15 protein-coding genes are annotated in these 15,683 nt (G+C 53.7%); 3 read left to right on the top strand and 12 right to left on the bottom strand.

From position 1 onward, the window contains the following. Positions 1–42: 42 nt before the first annotated feature. The 5 genes from artM to OGX94_RS18605 form a co-directional block, all read right to left on the bottom strand. Positions 43–711 (bottom strand): arginine ABC transporter permease ArtM, encoded by a 669-nt coding sequence (gene artM / locus OGX94_RS18625; protein ID WP_003834415.1) that lies wholly within the window; start codon positions 709–711, stop codon positions 43–45. Beyond that, on the bottom strand, positions 711–1,427 hold the full coding sequence (gene artQ, locus OGX94_RS18620; RefSeq protein ID WP_003027301.1) for an arginine ABC transporter permease ArtQ: 717 nt from the start codon (positions 1,425–1,427) through the stop codon (positions 711–713). Before artQ ends, artM begins: the two co-directional genes overlap by 1 nt. Before the next feature lie 6 nt (positions 1,428–1,433). Then, positions 1,434–2,165 (bottom strand): arginine ABC transporter substrate-binding protein ArtI, encoded by a 732-nt coding sequence (gene artI / locus OGX94_RS18615; RefSeq protein WP_003027298.1) that lies wholly within the window; start codon positions 2,163–2,165, stop codon positions 1,434–1,436. Positions 2,166–2,181: 16 nt separating this feature from the next. After that, positions 2,182–2,910 carry an arginine ABC transporter ATP-binding protein ArtP gene (gene artP, locus OGX94_RS18610; RefSeq protein WP_003027295.1) on the bottom strand — a complete coding sequence of 243 codons (729 nt, stop codon included), beginning with the start codon at positions 2,908–2,910 and terminating at the stop codon, positions 2,182–2,184. Between the two features lie 225 nt (positions 2,911–3,135). Continuing rightward, entirely contained in the window at positions 3,136–3,651 is a 516-nt protein-coding gene (locus OGX94_RS18605) for a lipoprotein (RefSeq protein WP_003834409.1), read from the bottom strand. Positions 3,652–3,777: 126 nt separating this feature from the next. On the opposite strand from OGX94_RS18605, the gene OGX94_RS18600 reads away from it, so the two are divergent. Beyond that, positions 3,778–4,101 (top strand): heavy metal-binding domain-containing protein, encoded by a 324-nt coding sequence (locus OGX94_RS18600; RefSeq protein ID WP_001160725.1) that lies wholly within the window; start codon positions 3,778–3,780, stop codon positions 4,099–4,101. Further along, positions 4,098–4,928, top strand: a complete 831-nt coding sequence (locus OGX94_RS18595; protein ID WP_286569733.1) for an N-acetylmuramoyl-L-alanine amidase — start codon at positions 4,098–4,100, stop codon at positions 4,926–4,928. The genes OGX94_RS18600 and OGX94_RS18595 overlap by 4 nt, the downstream gene beginning before the upstream one ends. A gap of 100 nt (positions 4,929–5,028) precedes the next feature. Here OGX94_RS18595 and OGX94_RS18590 read toward each other — a convergent pair whose 3' ends face one another. The 4 genes from OGX94_RS18590 to poxB form a co-directional block, all read right to left on the bottom strand. After that, a complete protein-coding gene (locus OGX94_RS18590) occupies positions 5,029–6,042 on the bottom strand; it encodes a 3-beta-hydroxysteroid dehydrogenase (RefSeq protein ID WP_003834312.1) in 1,014 nt (337 codons plus the stop codon). 97 nt (positions 6,043–6,139) lie between these two features. Further along, positions 6,140–7,570, bottom strand: a complete 1,431-nt coding sequence (locus OGX94_RS18585) for an SDR family oxidoreductase (RefSeq protein WP_257661822.1) — start codon at positions 7,568–7,570, stop codon at positions 6,140–6,142. A 10-nt stretch (positions 7,571–7,580) separates the two neighbouring features. Beyond that, complete coding sequence (gene ltaE / locus OGX94_RS18580) at positions 7,581–8,582, bottom strand: low-specificity L-threonine aldolase (RefSeq protein WP_126317706.1); 1,002 nt, start codon at positions 8,580–8,582, stop codon at positions 7,581–7,583. Positions 8,583–8,737: 155 nt separating this feature from the next. Further along, positions 8,738–10,456, bottom strand: coding sequence for a ubiquinone-dependent pyruvate dehydrogenase (gene poxB, locus OGX94_RS18575; RefSeq protein WP_032943955.1), 1,719 nt, complete (start codon positions 10,454–10,456; stop codon positions 8,738–8,740). 152 nt (positions 10,457–10,608) lie between these two features. On the opposite strand from poxB, the gene OGX94_RS18570 reads away from it, so the two are divergent. Beyond that, a complete protein-coding gene (locus OGX94_RS18570) occupies positions 10,609–11,043 on the top strand; it encodes a DoxX family protein (RefSeq protein ID WP_003834302.1) in 435 nt (144 codons plus the stop codon). 69 nt (positions 11,044–11,112) lie between these two features. Here the strand turns inward: OGX94_RS18570 and OGX94_RS18565 are convergent, their stop codons facing one another. The 3 genes from OGX94_RS18565 to hcp form a co-directional block, all read right to left on the bottom strand. After that, entirely contained in the window at positions 11,113–12,729 is a 1,617-nt protein-coding gene (locus OGX94_RS18565; protein ID WP_257661824.1) for an FAD-NAD(P)-binding protein, read from the bottom strand. Positions 12,730–12,908: 179 nt separating this feature from the next. Next, positions 12,909–13,877: an NADH oxidoreductase gene (gene hcr, locus OGX94_RS18560; protein WP_003834299.1), complete on the bottom strand. Its 969-nt coding sequence runs from the start codon at positions 13,875–13,877 to the stop codon at positions 12,909–12,911. Positions 13,878–13,887: 10 nt separating this feature from the next. Next, positions 13,888–15,540 (bottom strand): hydroxylamine reductase, encoded by a 1,653-nt coding sequence (gene hcp / locus OGX94_RS18555; RefSeq protein WP_008785224.1) that lies wholly within the window; start codon positions 15,538–15,540, stop codon positions 13,888–13,890. Positions 15,541–15,683: the final 143 nt, after the last annotated feature.

The following is a 15,683-nucleotide window of genomic DNA, read 5'->3' as shown; positions in this document are numbered from 1 at the left end:
TGAACCGTAGGCCTGATAAGCGTAGCGCCATCAGGCATATGCTTAATTCCGGTGTTCAAACGCCAGCGCTTTACGTTCGATTAAGCGCATCATCAGCGTCAGCAAGCCGTTGACGATCAGGTAAATCACACCCGCGGCACCGAAGACCATAACGTCATAAGTACGACCGTACAGCAGTTGGCTATAACCCATGACTTCCATCAGCGTGATGGTGTAAGCCAGTGAGGTACTTTTAAATACCAGCACCACTTCGTTGGAATACGAGGAGAGGGCGCGTTTAAAGGCATACGGCAACAAAATCGCCAGCGTATCCTTTTTGCTCATCCCTAACGCTCCGCAGGACTGCCACTGGCCTTCCGGGATTGCACGAATAGCGCCGTAGAACAGTTGCGTAGTGTAGGCCGCACTGTTTAACGACAGCGCAATTAAGGCGCATAACCAGGGTTCAGAGAGCAGATGCCACAGTACCGGATATTCTTGCAATGCCGGAAACTGTCCAGGTCCGTAGTAGATCAGGAAGATTTGCACCAGCAGCGGTGTACCGGTAAACAGCGTGATATACGCGCGTACCAGCCACACCAGCACCGGCGTTTTCAGCGTCAGGATGACGGTGAAGATTAGCGCCAGCACCAGAGCAACCACGATGGAGGCGACCGTCAGCGTCAGGCTGGTATGCAGCCCTTTCAACAATTCAGGTAAATAATCAAGCATCAGCCTGGTCTCCGCTCAAAACGTGTCGCGCGCAGGTCAATGCGTTTGAGAATGTACTGACTCACCAGCGTAATCACCAGGTAAATAGCGGCCGCCACAATGTACCAGGTAAACGGCTCCTGGGTGCGGGTGGCAATACTCTTGGTTTGCAACATCAGATCGTTCACGCTGATAAGGCTGACCAGCGCGGTATCTTTCAGCAATACCAGCCACTGGTTACCCAGTCCCGGTAAGGCATGACGCCACATCTGCGGCATCACCAGACGAAAGAAGATCGCGGCTTTAGACAAACCCAACGCCTGACCTGATTCCCATTGTCCGAGTGGCACGGCCTTCAGCGCGCCACGCAGCGTTTGCGACGCGTAAGCGGCGTACAATAATGACAGTGCAATGACACCGCACAGGAACGGGCTGACGTCGAAGTTTTCGATCTGCATCTGAACCGGGATTTGTACAAACCCGAGATTGATCGTAAAGCCATCGGCCAGCGTCAGCAGCAATTGTGAGGAACCGAAATAGATAAACAGAACCACCAGGATTTCTGGCAGACCGCGCAGGATGGTGACCAGGGCCGAGCCCGCCCATGCCACCGGGCGCCATTTTACTGACTCCCAGACGGCAAAAAACATGGCGAGTGCAAGGCCAATGATCAGCGCACAAACGGCAAGGCCGACGGTCATCCCGGCGGCGCTTGCTAAAGGAAAAAATTCATTCATCAAATATTACTTCTGGAACCATTTGTTGTAGATGGTCTCGTAAGTCCCATCTTTCTTCACTTTTTCCAGCGCAGCGTTAAATTTCTGCTGCAGCTCGGTATTGCCCTGGCGTACCGCGATGCCCAGACCTGTACCGAAGTAATCTTTATCCGTGACTTTGTCACCAACCGCGGCAAGCTTAGGATTGTCTTTCAGCCACTCGGTTACTACTGCGGTATCACCAAAGACGCCGTCAATACGACCGTTTTGCAGATCGAGTTTGGCATTCTGGTAGCTGTCATACGGCACAGTGGTCACTTCCGGATGTTTATCCATGATGAATTTCTGGTGCGTGGTACCGTTTTGAACGCCGACTTTTTTACCTTTCAGCTGGTCGATGCTGGTGTATTTACCCTGCTGGCCCACAAACAGCGCAGAGTTGTCGTAGTAAGGGGTGGTGAACAGCACCTGTTTTTCACGCTCAGGCGTGATGTCCATACCGGCCATCACCGCGTCAAAACGACGGAATTTCAGGCTCGGAATCAGGCTGTCGAAGGCCTGATTGGTGAAGGTACAAGTAGCGTCAATCTCTTTACACAGCGCGTTTGCCAGATCAACGTCAAAACCTACGATCTTGTTATTCGCATCGATAGATTCAAACGGAGGATAAGACGCTTCGGTGGCGAAACGAATGGTTTGGGCTGCGGTAGCGGAAAGACTAAAACCTGCGATTAGCGCGGCAATCAGAACTTTTTTCATTGTATTGTCCCGAATCTTAGTGAGAAAGATAGTTTTTAAACGCTTCGGTTTGCGGGTTGGCAAAGCAGCTCGCATCCCCAAACTCGACGATGTGACCGTTTTCCATATACACCACACGACTGGCCGTTTTACGTGCAACTTCCACTTCGTGGGTGACGATCACCTGAGTAATATTGGTTTCCGCCAGTTCGCGAATGATGCTGACGATTTGGGCGGTAATTTCCGGGTCAAGCGCGGCGGTCGGTTCATCAAACAGCAGCACCTGCGGCTCCATCATCAACGCGCGGGCAATGGCTACACGCTGTTGCTGGCCACCGGAAAGATGTAATGGGTAACGATCGCTGTAAGGCTTGAGGCGCAGACGTTCCAGCAGTTTCTCGGCGCGCGCCATCGCTTGCTCTTTTGTCAGACCCAGTACGCGGCAGGGCGCTTCAATCAGGTTCTGCACCACCGTGAGATGCGGCCAGAGATTATATTGCTGAAAGACCATGCCCACGTTCTGACGCAGATCCCGAATGGCTTTATCTGACGGGGTCTTCGTGAAGTCGAAACGGTTGCCCGCAATAGAGAGCGTGCCCGAGCGCGGCATCTCAAGCAGGTTGAGTACGCGCAGCAGCGAGCTTTTCCCGGCTCCACTTGGGCCAAGTAACACCAGTGTTTCACCCTGAGGGCAATCCAGCGTGATATCGAACAGCGCCTGATGTGCGCCGTAGAAGCAGTTAATGCCGTTTAATTGAATACTCATTGACACTCGATACTGGCAGTCTGATAGCTATTGAAGCCGCAGATACTACCTTTGACAGAATAGTTATGCAATATTTATGCGTTAAAAGTTAAATGCAAACCGCATTCTTCTCTAAACATAGCACAAAATAGCGAGGTCACCAGTGGGTAAGAATAATTGTCGGCATTCTATGCAGAATGCCAGACAATTTATGGGGGTTATGATTTAAGCGGGGGAATGGGGCGGTTAGCGGTTTTCGACAGACTGGCGCAACGTCCCGGCTGGCGCGTGTACGCTGCCGCCCAGATAGCGTACATCATCAACGACCCAGCACTGACCTTCACGAATCATCAGCACTTCATCACGCCAGCTCTGATCGCCCTGTTTCAGCTCTACGCGCAGCGGAATGTTGCGTGCATCACTATTCGGAATAGTCGATGCGCTGGCGACACTGGCGCTGTCTGGTAACGTAGCGCGACTGGAGAACGGATCGCTGTTAAACAGGTCGCGGTGTGCATTATCGCGGCTGGCGTCGGTCAGCAGTTTAGCCAGATTGTCGCTCAGGTACGGACGAAGGGCGGTAATGTCATTGTTTCGATGCTGAATACGGTAATCATAGAATTGTTGAGCCACGCTGTCTGGCCCACCTTCTATGCATGAACCACTACGTGTGCCGTTATCTTTATAGACCGGCGTCACGGTAGTACAGGCGCTGAGAAGAAGTGCACAGGGAACCAGCAGAGAGAGTTTCGAGTAGCGCATAATGATTTCCTTATTAGCTTTCTACGATTAGTGTTCTACGTTGATAGAATATATCCTTTCAATGATAGTGGATCGGTTCGATAATGCTTTTGAGATCGTGCTCTTAGCGCAAAAAGGAGATTAACCATGCAGTTTTCGACAACCCCTACGCTGGAAGGACAGAGCATCGTGGAATACTGCGGTGTTGTTACCGGTGAAGCCATTTTAGGCGCGAATATCTTCCGCGATTTCTTCGCCGGCATTCGCGATATTGTCGGTGGTCGCTCCGGCGCGTATGAAAAAGAGCTGCGTAAAGCGCGTGAAATTGCTTTTCAGGAGCTGGGCGAACAGGCGAAAGCGCTGGGTGCTGATGCGGTGGTCGGTATCGATATCGATTACGAAACCGTAGGCAAAGACGGTAGCATGCTGATGGTGAGCGTCAGCGGTACCGCGGTGAAAACTCGCCGATGAAACGTCTGTTGTGTCTGCTGGCATTTACGCTGTTGCTGGTGGGATGTGCTGGCGAAAAAGGGATTGTCGACAAAGACGGGTATCAGTTAGATACCCGCCGACAGGCACAGGCTGCTTATCCGCGCATTAAAGTGCTGGTTATCCATTACACGGCCGATGATTTTGACTCTTCTCTGGCTACGCTGACCGATAAAAACGTCAGTTCGCACTATTTGATCCCAGCAGTGCCGCCGCTTTACCATGGTAAGCCGCGTATCTGGCAACTGGTGCCGGAAAAAGATCTGGCCTGGCATGCGGGGATTAGCTTCTGGCGCGGCGCTACGCGTATTAACGATACCTCAATTGGCATTGAGCTGGAAAACCGCGGCTGGCAAAAATCAGCGGGCAGCAAGTATTTTGCGCCGTTTGAGCCCGCGCAGATTCAGGCGTTAGTCCCATTGGCGAAAGATATCATCGCCCGCTACGACATAAAACCGCAAAACGTGGTGGCTCATGCAGACATTGCGCCGCAGCGTAAGGACGATCCCGGTCCGCTGTTTCCGTGGCAAGCACTGGCCGTTCAGGGCATTGGCGCATGGCCGGATGCTCAGCGTGTGGCATTTTATCTCGCTGGACGAGCGCCCCATTCGCCGGTAGAAACCGCGTCATTGTTCGATCTACTGTCACGCTATGGCTATGAGGTAAAACCCGAGATGACGCCGCGTGAACAGCAGCGGGTGATTATGGCGTTCCAGATGCACTTCCGCCCGACGTTGTGGAATGGCGTGGCGGACGCGGAAACGCAGGCGATTGCCGAAGCGTTACTGGAGAAATACGGGCAGGGTTAACGCAGACACCAATGCCTGATGGCGCTTCGCTTATCAGGCCTACGGTTAATTTGGCAGGTATTTGTGGCGCTTGTGCCGCCACCCTGCAATGGATATCAGCCTAACGCGGCAGCTTACCGTGGTCGCGCAGCCAGGCCGCGGTACGCTCAATCCCTTCATCCAGCGTCACAACGGGCTGATAACCTAACTCTTCCTGAGCGCGGCTGGTATCCAGCGTAAAGTCAAAATTTAGCTTCGAAACGCCGTAATGCGTAAGCTTTGGCTCTTTCGCCGATTTATTGCCTAAGCGCTCCATGCTGCGGGCAATCATGTCCAGCATCGGGTAGGGCACGGAGCGGATACGGCAGTCAATATTCAGCTCGTCGATAAGTTTCTGCACAATACTGCGCAGGGTGCGATGTTCACCGTTGGTTATATTGTACGCACGACCCGACGGCAGCTTATCGCAGGCTTCCTGACTCGCCAGCCACATCGCGTGAACTGCGTTCTCGTAATAGGTCATATCCACCAGCGCACTCCCGCCGTGCGGCAACAGGATACTGCCGTAGTGGTACATCATATGGGCGAGGCGGGGAATAAAGACTTTATCGTGAGGTCCGAACAAGCTTTGCGGGCGCAAGACAGTAAAGCGAGTCTGCGGATTGGCCTGGGCGAGCAGCGCAATCACCTCTTCTCCAGCCGCTTTGCTGCGGGCGAATTCATTGGCGAAGCGATGGGGACGGAAGTCTTCTTTGATATCGCGATGATGGTGATAATCAAAATACAGCGACGGAGAGGAGATATGAATAAAGTTACGTACGCCCCAGGCTACGGCCCACTCGCCCAGACGGCGGGTAGCACGAACGTTGGCCAGATCAAAAGCTTCCTGAGTTCCCCATGGAGAGGTGAAACTGGAGCAGTGCCACAGCGTGTCAATGCCGGCAAGCATCACTTTTGCCTGCGAAGAAACCAGCTCGGTCAAATCCGCATGCACAAATTCTGCGCCCATTTTCTCCAGCAGCTTGCCCATCGCTTCGTTGCGACCGGTGGCTCTGACGCTGACGCCTTTGCTGCATAAAAACTCAACCGCGTTTCGGCCCAAGCCGCTGGTGGCTCCGGTAACCAGTACCTTCATATCAATCCACTGTGTTTAAAAAACGTCGTGCGCATTCTTCCGTGAATTACGCCTGTATGCAATGGGAAACATGAAAGAATACAGGCTCTTTTTATCATTAGTCTGTGATTTGTTCTGCAAGTTTGGCTATACGCTTCGCCATCCCCCTGAAAATGAACAGGTGGGCGGGGATCATCAACAGCCAGTAGAAGAGGCCAGGCATACCGTGCGGATGCCACCACGCGCGTACATCAATGCGTCGGTGGTCACCTTTATCTTCCAGTGTGAAGCTCAGGCGACCCAGTCCCGGCGCTTTCATCCCAAACAGCAGCGTCAGCTGTTTCTCCGGCTCAACGATGATGACTTTCCAGCTATCAACGGTATCGCCAACTTGCAATAGTGGGTGTTTGGGACGACCTTTTGCCAGCTTATGGCCGACCAGCAGGTCCAACGCAGCGCGCGTCTTCCATAGAATATTGCCAAAGAAATAGCCTTCTTTGCCGCCGAGTCGATTCACAACCTGCCACAGAGCCTTTTTGCTGGCGGAGGTTTCAACGCTAAAGCCAGCTTGTTTAGCAAAATAGCCATATTCTGGACGCCAGCGGGCAAACGCCTGTGCGTCGTAACCCCAATCGCTGGAGTTGACCAGCTTCTCTTCTTCCTTCAACGTGCTGCGCACCGCGTCATCAAAGGCAATCAGTTTTTGTGGGATCAGCGCACGTAATTCAGTGTCATCGGCCAGCAGGTCGTGTTTTAAGCCCTGGATCAGCGCTTTGGCCGTGGTTGGCGGCACTGACGTAATAACGTTTAAAAACCAGACCGAAATCCAGCGGGTAGGAAAGGGGATGGGGATGAGCAGGCGATGTTTACCGCTGACCGCCATAAAATGCTCGAACTGTTCCTGATAGCTCAACACCTGCGGCCCGGCGGCTTCGAGGACGCGGTGATGTGGTGTGGGATTTTCCAACAATGCCACCAGATAGTACATTAAATTCTCCAGCGCGATAGGCGTGGTACGCGAGCGTACCCAGCGTGGAGGGGTGAGAACCGGCAGGTTGTAAACCATATCGCGCATGACTTCAAAGGCAGCGGAACCCGCTCCCACGATAATGCCCGCGCGCAATTCCGTCATTGGCACGCCTGACTCGCGCAAGGTGTCCGCGGTTATCTGTCGTGCACGCAGATGATCGGATTGTTCATGCCGTGGAGCCTGCAATGAGCTCAGGAAAATAAGCTGTTTAACTGGCGTATTACGCAGCGCATCGCGCACGTTCATCGCCACCTGACGTTCGTGGGCGATAAAATCACCGCCTTCGCCCATACCATGAACCAGATAATAAACCGTATCAACACCCGTCAGCAGCGGGGTGAGGTTTTCTGGCCAATTCAAATCGACCTTGTGGCAACTGACATTGGGCAGTTGCTGCTTTTCCAGCCGTTCAATGCGACGTGCCGCAGCCAACACCTGATGCCCTTGCTGACTGAGCGCCTGTACCAAATGCTGACCAATGTAGCCACTGGCGCCAAGAACCAAAATCCGTTGCGGCACGCCCATCTCCTTATTGGGTTAAAAAAGCGCGCCAGTGGGCGACGACTTCAGCAAGTTGTTCACGCGATACGTCCAGGTGCATCACCAGGCGCACAATTGGGGAGGCGTTAATCAGCACGCCTTGCGCTTTCATATATTCGCCCAGCGCGGCAGCGTGCTCTTCGCCAACGCGAACAAACAGCATATTTGTGTCGTGGCGCATGACGTCCGCCCCTGCTTCGCGCAGCTGCTCCGCCATCCAGGCGGCGTTGTCATGGTCTTCCTGCAAACGCGCCACGTTATTTTTCAGCGCATACAGTCCGGCTGCTGCCAGAATACCGGCCTGACGCATTCCGCCGCCGGTCATTTTGCGCCAGCGAATAGCGCGTTTGATGTACTCGTGGCTGCCGACCAGCAGTGAACCAACGGGGGTGCCGAGGCCTTTGGAGAGGCAAATGGTGAACGAATCACAGTATTGCGTGACATCTTTAAGTTCACAGCCGTAGGCGACGATGGCGTTAAAAATACGTGCGCCGTCGACGTGCAGGGCAAGATTACGCTCGCGGGTGAATTCCCAGGCGTCTTTCAGATACGCGCGCGGCAGCACTTTGCCGTTGTGGGTATTTTCCAGGCTGAGCAAGCGGGTGCGGGCAAAATGGATATCGTCCACTTTGATTTTTGCAGCCACTTTGTCCAGCGGCAGGGAGCCATCCGGTGCGGCGTCGATAGGCTGCGGTTGAATGCTACCGAGCACCGCTGCGCCACCTGCTTCGTAGAGATAGTTATGTGCGCCCTGACCGGCAATGTACTCTTCGCCACGCTGACAATGGCTGAGCAGCGCCACCAGGTTTGCCTGAGTGCCGGTGGGTAGGAAAATAGCGGCTTCTTTACCAGAAAGCTCTGCGGCGTATTGCTGGAGGGCGTTAACGGTAGGGTCGTCTCCATACACGTCATCCCCGACCGGGGCTGCCATCATCTCTTCCAGCATGGCGCGACTCGGCCGGGTGACGGTATCACTGCGTAAATCAATCATGGTGTCTCCTTATTACACTTCATCCTTCAAGCTGCTTCGGCGTTGGCCGCACCCTTAAACCCCAGTCACATAGTATACCCATGCTCCTGGGGATTTTCGGGCTAGCCGCCTAGATGCCTCATGAATGATTTTGTGTGTGATTTAATAAGGATGTTTTACCTGAGCCAGTTCGTTTTCGCCAGTTCGATCACTTCATCACCGCGTCCGCTGATGATTGCGCGCAGCATATACAGGCTAAAACCTTTGGCCTGTTCGAGTTTGATCTGCGGCGGGATCGCCAGCTCTTCTTTCGCCACGACTACATCGACCAGCACCGGGCCGTCAATCGACATCGCCCTTTGTAGCGCTTCATCAACCTCTGAGGATTTTTCCACGCGAATGCCTGTAATGCCGCAGGCTTCGGCAATCCGCGCGAAGTTGGTGTCGTGCAGTTCGGTGCCGTCGGTCAGATAACCGCCCGCTTTCATCTCCATTGCGACAAATCCCAGCACGCTGTTGTTGAAGACAATAATCTTCACCGGCAGCTTCATCTGGACAACCGACAGAAAGTCTCCCATCAGCATGCTAAAGCCGCCGTCACCGCACATTGCCACAACCTGGCGTCCTGGTTCTGTGGCTTGTGCGCCGAGTGCCTGCGGCATGGCATTCGCCATCGACCCGTGGTTAAACGATCCGAGCAGGCGACGTTTGCCGTTCATTTTCAGATAGCGTGCTGCCCACACCGTTGGCGTGCCAACGTCGCAGGTAAAGATGGCATCGTCAGCGGCAAAGTGGCTGATCTGCTGCGCCAGATATTGTGGGTGAATGGCTTTATCGCTGGGTTTGGCTAAATCATCCAGCCCTTTGCGCGCCTCGCGATAGTGCTCCAGCGCTTTGTCCAGGAACTGCCGCTCGGTTTTTTCCTCCACCAGCGGCAGTAGGGCACGGAGAGTGGATTTAATATCGCCTACCAGCGCCATATCAACTTTACTGTGCGCGCCAATGCTCGCCGGATTGATATCAATCTGAATAATTTTGGCATCGGTGGGGTAGAACGGGCGATAGGGGAACTGGGTGCCAAGCAGGATAAGTGTGTCGGCATTCATCATGGTATGGAAGCCGGATGAAAAGCCAATCAGCCCGGTCATTCCCACGTCATAGGGGTTATCGTACTCAACATGCTCTTTACCACGCAGGGCGTGAACAATCGGCGCTTTGATTTTAGCCGCAAACTCAACCAGTTCTTTATGTGCACCGGCACAGCCGCTGCCGCACATCAGGGCGATATTGCTGGAGTAGCGCAGCAGTTGCGCCAGTTTTCTCAGCTCTTCTTCTTGTGGAGTCACCACCGGGAGCGGCGCATGATACCAGTGCGTGGTGGCGCTTTCAGGTGCAGGTTTTAGCGCCACGTCACCGGGTAAAACCACCACGGAAACGCCACGGTTGAGCACCGCCTTACGCATGGCAATTGCCAGCACCTGTGGGATCTGTTCTGGGCTGGAAACCAGCTCGCAATAGTGGCTACATTCGCGGAACAACTCTTGCGGGTGGGTCTCCTGAAAATAACCGCTGCCTATTTCACTGGAGGGAATATGCGCGGCGATTGCCAGTACCGGGACGTGGTTACGGTGACAATCAAATAGCCCGTTGATCAGGTGCAGGTTGCCTGGCCCGCACGAGCCTGCGCAGACGGCCAGTTCGCCCGTCAACTGCGCTTCAGCGCCCGCAGCGAAGGCTGCAACCTCTTCATGACGGGTTGGCATCCAGTCAATTGTTCCCATACGATTCAGACTGTCACTCAGACCATTTAGCGAGTCACCCGTTACACCCCAAATGCGTTTTACGCCAGCCTGTTCGAGTGTTTTAGCAATAAAAGCGGCAACCGTTTGTTTCATGGTTTTCCTTCTCCTCTAATGTGATACCGGTTACAAGTTTAGATGAAGATAATAGTTATGCTTCTCATTTCCCCCTTATTTCCGGCAGGTTTCATTTAACCTGTATTAAGCGTAGTTTGTTTTGGACATGGTGAAACAAGGAATAAATTCAAATGGTTATAAAACTATTAAATTCAGTTAACCGAGTGCTGACTCACGAAGATTTTGGCAAGTTATTGTTACGCTTTGCCGTCGGTGGGCTGATGCTGTTTCATGGGCTGCATAAACTCTTTGCGGGTATTGATGGCATCAGCGGTATGTTGATCGCGAAAGGTTTCCCTGGCTTTATTGCGTATGGCGTTCTGTTGGGAGAGGTCGTGGCACCGTGCCTGATTATTCTTGGCATCCTGACGCGTCCGGCGGCGTTGGGGCTGGCGTTTACGATGGTTGTGGCATGGCTGATGGTCGGGATGGGCGAAACCTGGACACTGGATAAAACCGGTGCATGGGCGATTGAAAGTCTGGTTTATTTCTTCATCGGCGCGCTGGCCGTGGCGTTTTTGGGAGCGGGGCGTTACTCCGTTGCCGGAAATTCAGCCTGGCGATAGTTACCATCTGAGAGTCAATACCGAGGCGGGAAAGCGTAGCATTGCTCCGCCTCGTCGTTCAATCTGTCGCTAATCTATGTCGTCACTGTTCCATAGTTTGTGCCGACGTCTCAGCGCTCGCTGCGTCAATGCCCTTGCCATCGCGGCGCCTATTTCAGCGCTGACCACTAATCCCTGAATAAACGGACGATCGTGCATCAACCACGGCAGCCCGCCAAAAGCGATGCGATTGCGGGCGTTTTCCGGCGCTTGCAGCGTGTAATCTTCGCCGACATCCGGGATCTCATCGCCACAGGCCAGCAGTTGATCGCGTAGCGTTGGGAATGGGATATCTTTGCTCTGCAATGCCCGTTGTCCTCGGGCGTCAATAAACACATCAAATTCGCTGCGCTGACCGTGGTGGGAAATTACCGTCATTTCCTGTTCATTCATACGCTCATAATCTGTGCCAAGCGCGAGGATCTCAATCAGCCCGGCTTCGTGCAGCGCCAGCATTCGGCGAACTGACTCTGACGGGATTGCCGCATAGTTATCAATAAATACCCGCGCCAGTCCGCACCTGAAACGTTTTTCGTCGCGGGTATCAAGATGAGGGACTATCTCCTCGATAACCTCGTGCAGGCGCAGCAAGGTATAGCGCCAGGTGACGGTATGTTGTTTTTGCTTGTTGCGCTCAACTTCTACCAGGTTACGTCTCGCCCAGTCAAAAGGGTCATGTCTGAGCCTGTCGGCGAAATAGACTGCGGGGAACGTGTCGGCGTTAAGCGTCGCAAGCGCCACCTGTTGGCACCAGCCTGGCGCTGCGTCTTGCAGTTGTTGCGCCATAAGCTGAAAGATGCGGTCCAGTAATCCGTTTTGGCCATGGGCAATGGCATCTTCAATCGCTTCTGGCGTCGCGATATTCAGCGATTCATACGGAAGGGGGCAGTAAAAATCCGCTTCAGGCAGTACCCCGCTGCGCGACATCAGGGTCAGTTTCAGGTTTTGACTGTCGGATTTAGGTGTGAATTGCAGTGAATGGTCGGTATTGGTAGTGAAGGTGCCATGCTGACTGGCCACAGCCATCGCGGCGTCGATAGCACTTAACGAGGTGCCCAGAATCCCTACCCGGCAAGCACCAATCTGCGCGTCCATCAGACCGGTCCACGGACTGGGGAAAAATTTGCGTGCCTGAGCATCCGTTTCAGGCCACAGATGACCAGTGGCGATAGCGGCGAAATCCACCTCAACGGGCTGTGAAGCGTGGTTGATCCACAAAGAAACCCCATTCGGGGTCGCTTGCAGGTCGGTGACTTTGCTTGCTTCATGTACGCGAATCGTGAAGCCGGCTTGTTGCGCTTTATCGACAATGGCTAAGAAACGATCGCGATAATAGCCGCCGAGGATCACGCGGGGTAAAAATTGCCGCTCATGCAAAGAGGTGCGTTCAATCTGAAACTGGGCCAGATAGTCATCACTTTGATTTTGTAGCCACGTCAGATAGTTGATATAAATCGGTGGGATCTCAATGCTGGCTATATTTGCCAGCATGTGGTCTGCGTTGTTATCGCTGTTATAAGGCATGCCAACGCCCGCCTCTTCAGCTTGCTCGTAAAGCTCTATTTCCAGCGGTTCACCGCGCTCAACCAGGGCATGAAACGTATAAATCCCGGTGGGACCGACGCCGACAATAGCCACTTTTTTCATGGGGATCCTTGTAGAAAGTTCGACGTACTAGTCGGGGATTATGTTTAATCTGCGCAGGGTAAGTGTGGTCGATAATTTGCGGGGAGAGTGAAAACATCAGAATTTTGCAACGCCTGACAGCATAAAAAAAGGCCACCCGGTACAGCCAGGCAGCCTTTTGCACATCAGATACCGGCCAATTACGCCAGCACTAAATCACCCTGCGGATGACAGGAACAAGCCAGCACATAACCTTCAGCGATTTCTGCGTCGGTCAGCGTCATGGTGCTGCTGACCGTGTAGTTACCGTCAACCACTTTGGTTTTGCAGCAGCCGCAAACGCCTGCACGGCATGCGGCGACAACCGGAACCTTGTTGCTTTCCAGCGCATCCAGCAGCGTACTGCCCACCGGCGCGTAGAACTCTTTCGCCGGCTGTAGCTTGGTAAACTTCAGACCGCTGGTGGCGGCTTCGGCAACAGGTGTGAAGAACTGCTCTTTAAAGAAGCGCGTCACGCCCAGCGCTTTGACTTCTTTCTCGACCAGATCCATATACGGTGCCGGGCCACAGGTCATCACGGTACGCGAGGTCAGATCCGGTACGCTTTTCAGCAGTTCAGTCGTCAGTCGGCCGGAAACAAAACCTTCTGTGGCATTGTTTTCAGCAACTAATGTCACCGGATATTCGCGCCACTCGTCGGCAAAAATGACATCTTGCGGCGAGCGAACGTTAAAGATTACCTGTACATCCGCTTGTGGGCGGTACTTTGCCAACCAGCGACGCATTGACATGATTGGCGTGACACCACAGCCGGCGGCCAGCATCAGGAACTTGTCTTCCGCTTTATCTTCACAGGTGAACTCACCCATTGCATCCGACAGCCAGATATAGTCGCCGCGCTTCACGTCGCGGGTTAGCCACTGTGAACCTGCGCCATCGTCAATCCGGCGGATGGTCAACGTGATGTACTCGCTAACGCCCGGCGTTGAAGAAATGGTGTAAGCACGCAGCGTATCCGCTGAATTACGTACGCTGACCAGTGCATACTGCCCGGCGCGGTAAGGATAATAATCGTGGCACAGCAACGAAATTGTCCATACATCCGGCGTTTCCTGATGGATGTGGTGAACCTGCATCCGCCATGGGCACTGATGAGTTGGCATTGTCATTCTTTACTCCTTACGCGCTCAGCAGTTGCTTCATGTCTTCTTCAACGGTGGTCACGGAACGCAGACCAAATTTCTCGTTTAGAACTGCCAGCAGATCCGGTGTGAAGAAACCAGGCGCAGTCGGGCCAGTGACGATGTTTTTCACGCCCAGAGACAGCAGGGTCAGCAGAATAACAATCGCTTTCTGTTCGAACCAGGAGAGCACCAGAGACAGCGGCAGATCGTTCACGCCACAGCCCAGTTTCTCAGCCAGGGTTACTGCCAGGATGATGGCAGAGTAAGCATCGTTACACTGACCAGCATCCACCAGACGCGGCAGACCTTCGATATCGCCGAACTCCAGTTTGTTGAAGCGGTATTTACCGCAAGCAAGGGTCAGGATCAGGCAGTCATCCGGCACGCTGGTGGCGAAGTCGGTGAAGTAGTTACGTTCACCACGTGCACCGTCACAACCGCCGACCAGGAAGATGTGACGCAGTTTTTCGCGGCTCACCAGGTCGATCAGGGTATCAGCAGCGCCCAGCAGGGTCTGACGACCGAAACCTACGGTGATCAGGTGCGGGATTTCGCTGTACGGGAAGCCAGCCATCTGCTGTGCCTGAGCGATAACCGGACCGAAGTTGTCGCCTTCGAGGTGGCTGACACCCGGCCAACCGACGATGCTACGGGTCCAGATACGGTCGTCGTACGCGCCAACGGTCGGGTCGATGATGCAGTTAGAGGTCATGACGATCGGACCTGGGAAGCGGGCAAACTCTACCTGCTGGTTCTGCCAACCGCTGCCGTAGTTACCGATCAGGTGCTTGAACTTACGCAGTTCCGGGTAGCCGTGCGCCGGCAGCATTTCACCGTGGGTATAAACGTTAACACCAGTACCTTCGGTCTGCTCCAGCAGGTTGTACAGATCTTTCAGGTCGTGACCGGAGATCAGGATGCACTTACCTTCGGTCGCTTTTACGTTGACCTGAGTCGGGGTTGGGTGACCGTATTTGGTGGTTTCACCGGCGTCCAGAATGCTCATCACTTTGAAGTTCATCTGGCCGATTTCCATTGAACACTCCAGCAGAGCGTTCATATCGGCAGGCCAGGTACCCAGCCATGCCATGATTTTGTGGTACTGAGCGTAGATTTCGTTGTCGTACTGACCGAGAACGTGTGCGTGCTCCATGTAAGCTGCCGCACCTTTCAGGCCGTACAGACACAGCAGACGCAGGCCGAGAATGTTCTCGCCGATGGCTGCTTTGTCTTTGTTCGGGGTAAATTCAGCGGCCTGACGTTGCAGGTCACCCAGATCGTCGCTGACCAGTTGCAGATCGGCCATCGGGTTGGTGACCGCTGCGTTCGCGTCGATGTTCAGGCATTGCGCTTTCAGGGCGTCGCGCATGGCGATAGCTTCACGGGCATAGCCAACAATACGCGGGGAATCGAAGTTAACGTTCGTCAGTGTGGAGAAGAACGCACGCGGCGCAAAGTTATCAACCTCATGGTCGATGATGCCGTATTCACGTGCTTTAACAGCCCATGCAGACAGACCTTGTAGGGAAGCAATCAGCAGATCCTGCAAATCGGAGGTTTCAGCCGTTTTACCGCACATACCCTGCGCGTAAGAGCAGCCGTTTCCTGCCGGAGTACGGATGGTTTGTTCACATTGCACACAAAACATGGTCACACCTTTTAAAGTTATATTTAATATACATGTTTAAGATTATGCCTGTGCGCGAAGGGATAAAAGGGATTTCTGCTACTACTTGCAGGGAGATTGATTTAGCGCAATTTTGGCGGTAGCTGACTACCGCCAGAGAGGTA

The organism is Citrobacter sp. Cpo037, from assembly GCF_030332945.1.
Taxonomy (GTDB): domain Bacteria; phylum Pseudomonadota; class Gammaproteobacteria; order Enterobacterales; family Enterobacteriaceae; genus Citrobacter; species Citrobacter portucalensis.
The sequence above is the reverse complement of the archived record's forward strand: the minus strand, read 5'-3'. Positions and strand labels throughout refer to the sequence as shown.

Bases quoted from the DNA above. Each gene is read 5' to 3' on its own strand.
- artM (WP_003834415.1), bottom strand. From the start codon at position 711: ATGCTTGATTATTTACCTGAATTGTTGAAAGGGCTGCATACCAGCCTG.
- artQ (WP_003027301.1), bottom strand. From the start codon at position 1,427: ATGAATGAATTTTTTCCTTTAGCAAGCGCCGCCGGGATGACCGTCGGC.
- artI (WP_003027298.1), bottom strand. From the start codon at position 2,165: ATGAAAAAAGTTCTGATTGCCGCGCTAATCGCAGGTTTTAGTCTTTCC.
- artP (WP_003027295.1), bottom strand. From the start codon at position 2,910: ATGAGTATTCAATTAAACGGCATTAACTGCTTCTACGGCGCACATCAG.
- OGX94_RS18605 (WP_003834409.1), bottom strand. From the start codon at position 3,651: ATGCGCTACTCGAAACTCTCTCTGCTGGTTCCCTGTGCACTTCTTCTC.
- OGX94_RS18600 (WP_001160725.1), top strand. From the start codon at position 3,778: ATGCAGTTTTCGACAACCCCTACGCTGGAAGGACAGAGCATCGTGGAA.
- OGX94_RS18595 (WP_286569733.1), top strand. From the start codon at position 4,098: ATGAAACGTCTGTTGTGTCTGCTGGCATTTACGCTGTTGCTGGTGGGA.
- OGX94_RS18590 (WP_003834312.1), bottom strand. From the start codon at position 6,042: ATGAAGGTACTGGTTACCGGAGCCACCAGCGGCTTGGGCCGAAACGCG.
- ltaE (WP_126317706.1), bottom strand. From the start codon at position 8,582: ATGATTGATTTACGCAGTGATACCGTCACCCGGCCGAGTCGCGCCATG.
- poxB (WP_032943955.1), bottom strand. From the start codon at position 10,456: ATGAAACAAACGGTTGCCGCTTTTATTGCTAAAACACTCGAACAGGCT.
- OGX94_RS18570 (WP_003834302.1), top strand. From the start codon at position 10,609: ATGGTTATAAAACTATTAAATTCAGTTAACCGAGTGCTGACTCACGAA.
- OGX94_RS18565 (WP_257661824.1), bottom strand. From the start codon at position 12,729: ATGAAAAAAGTGGCTATTGTCGGCGTCGGTCCCACCGGGATTTATACG.
- hcr (WP_003834299.1), bottom strand. From the start codon at position 13,877: ATGACAATGCCAACTCATCAGTGCCCATGGCGGATGCAGGTTCACCAC.
- hcp (WP_008785224.1), bottom strand. From the start codon at position 15,540: ATGTTTTGTGTGCAATGTGAACAAACCATCCGTACTCCGGCAGGAAAC.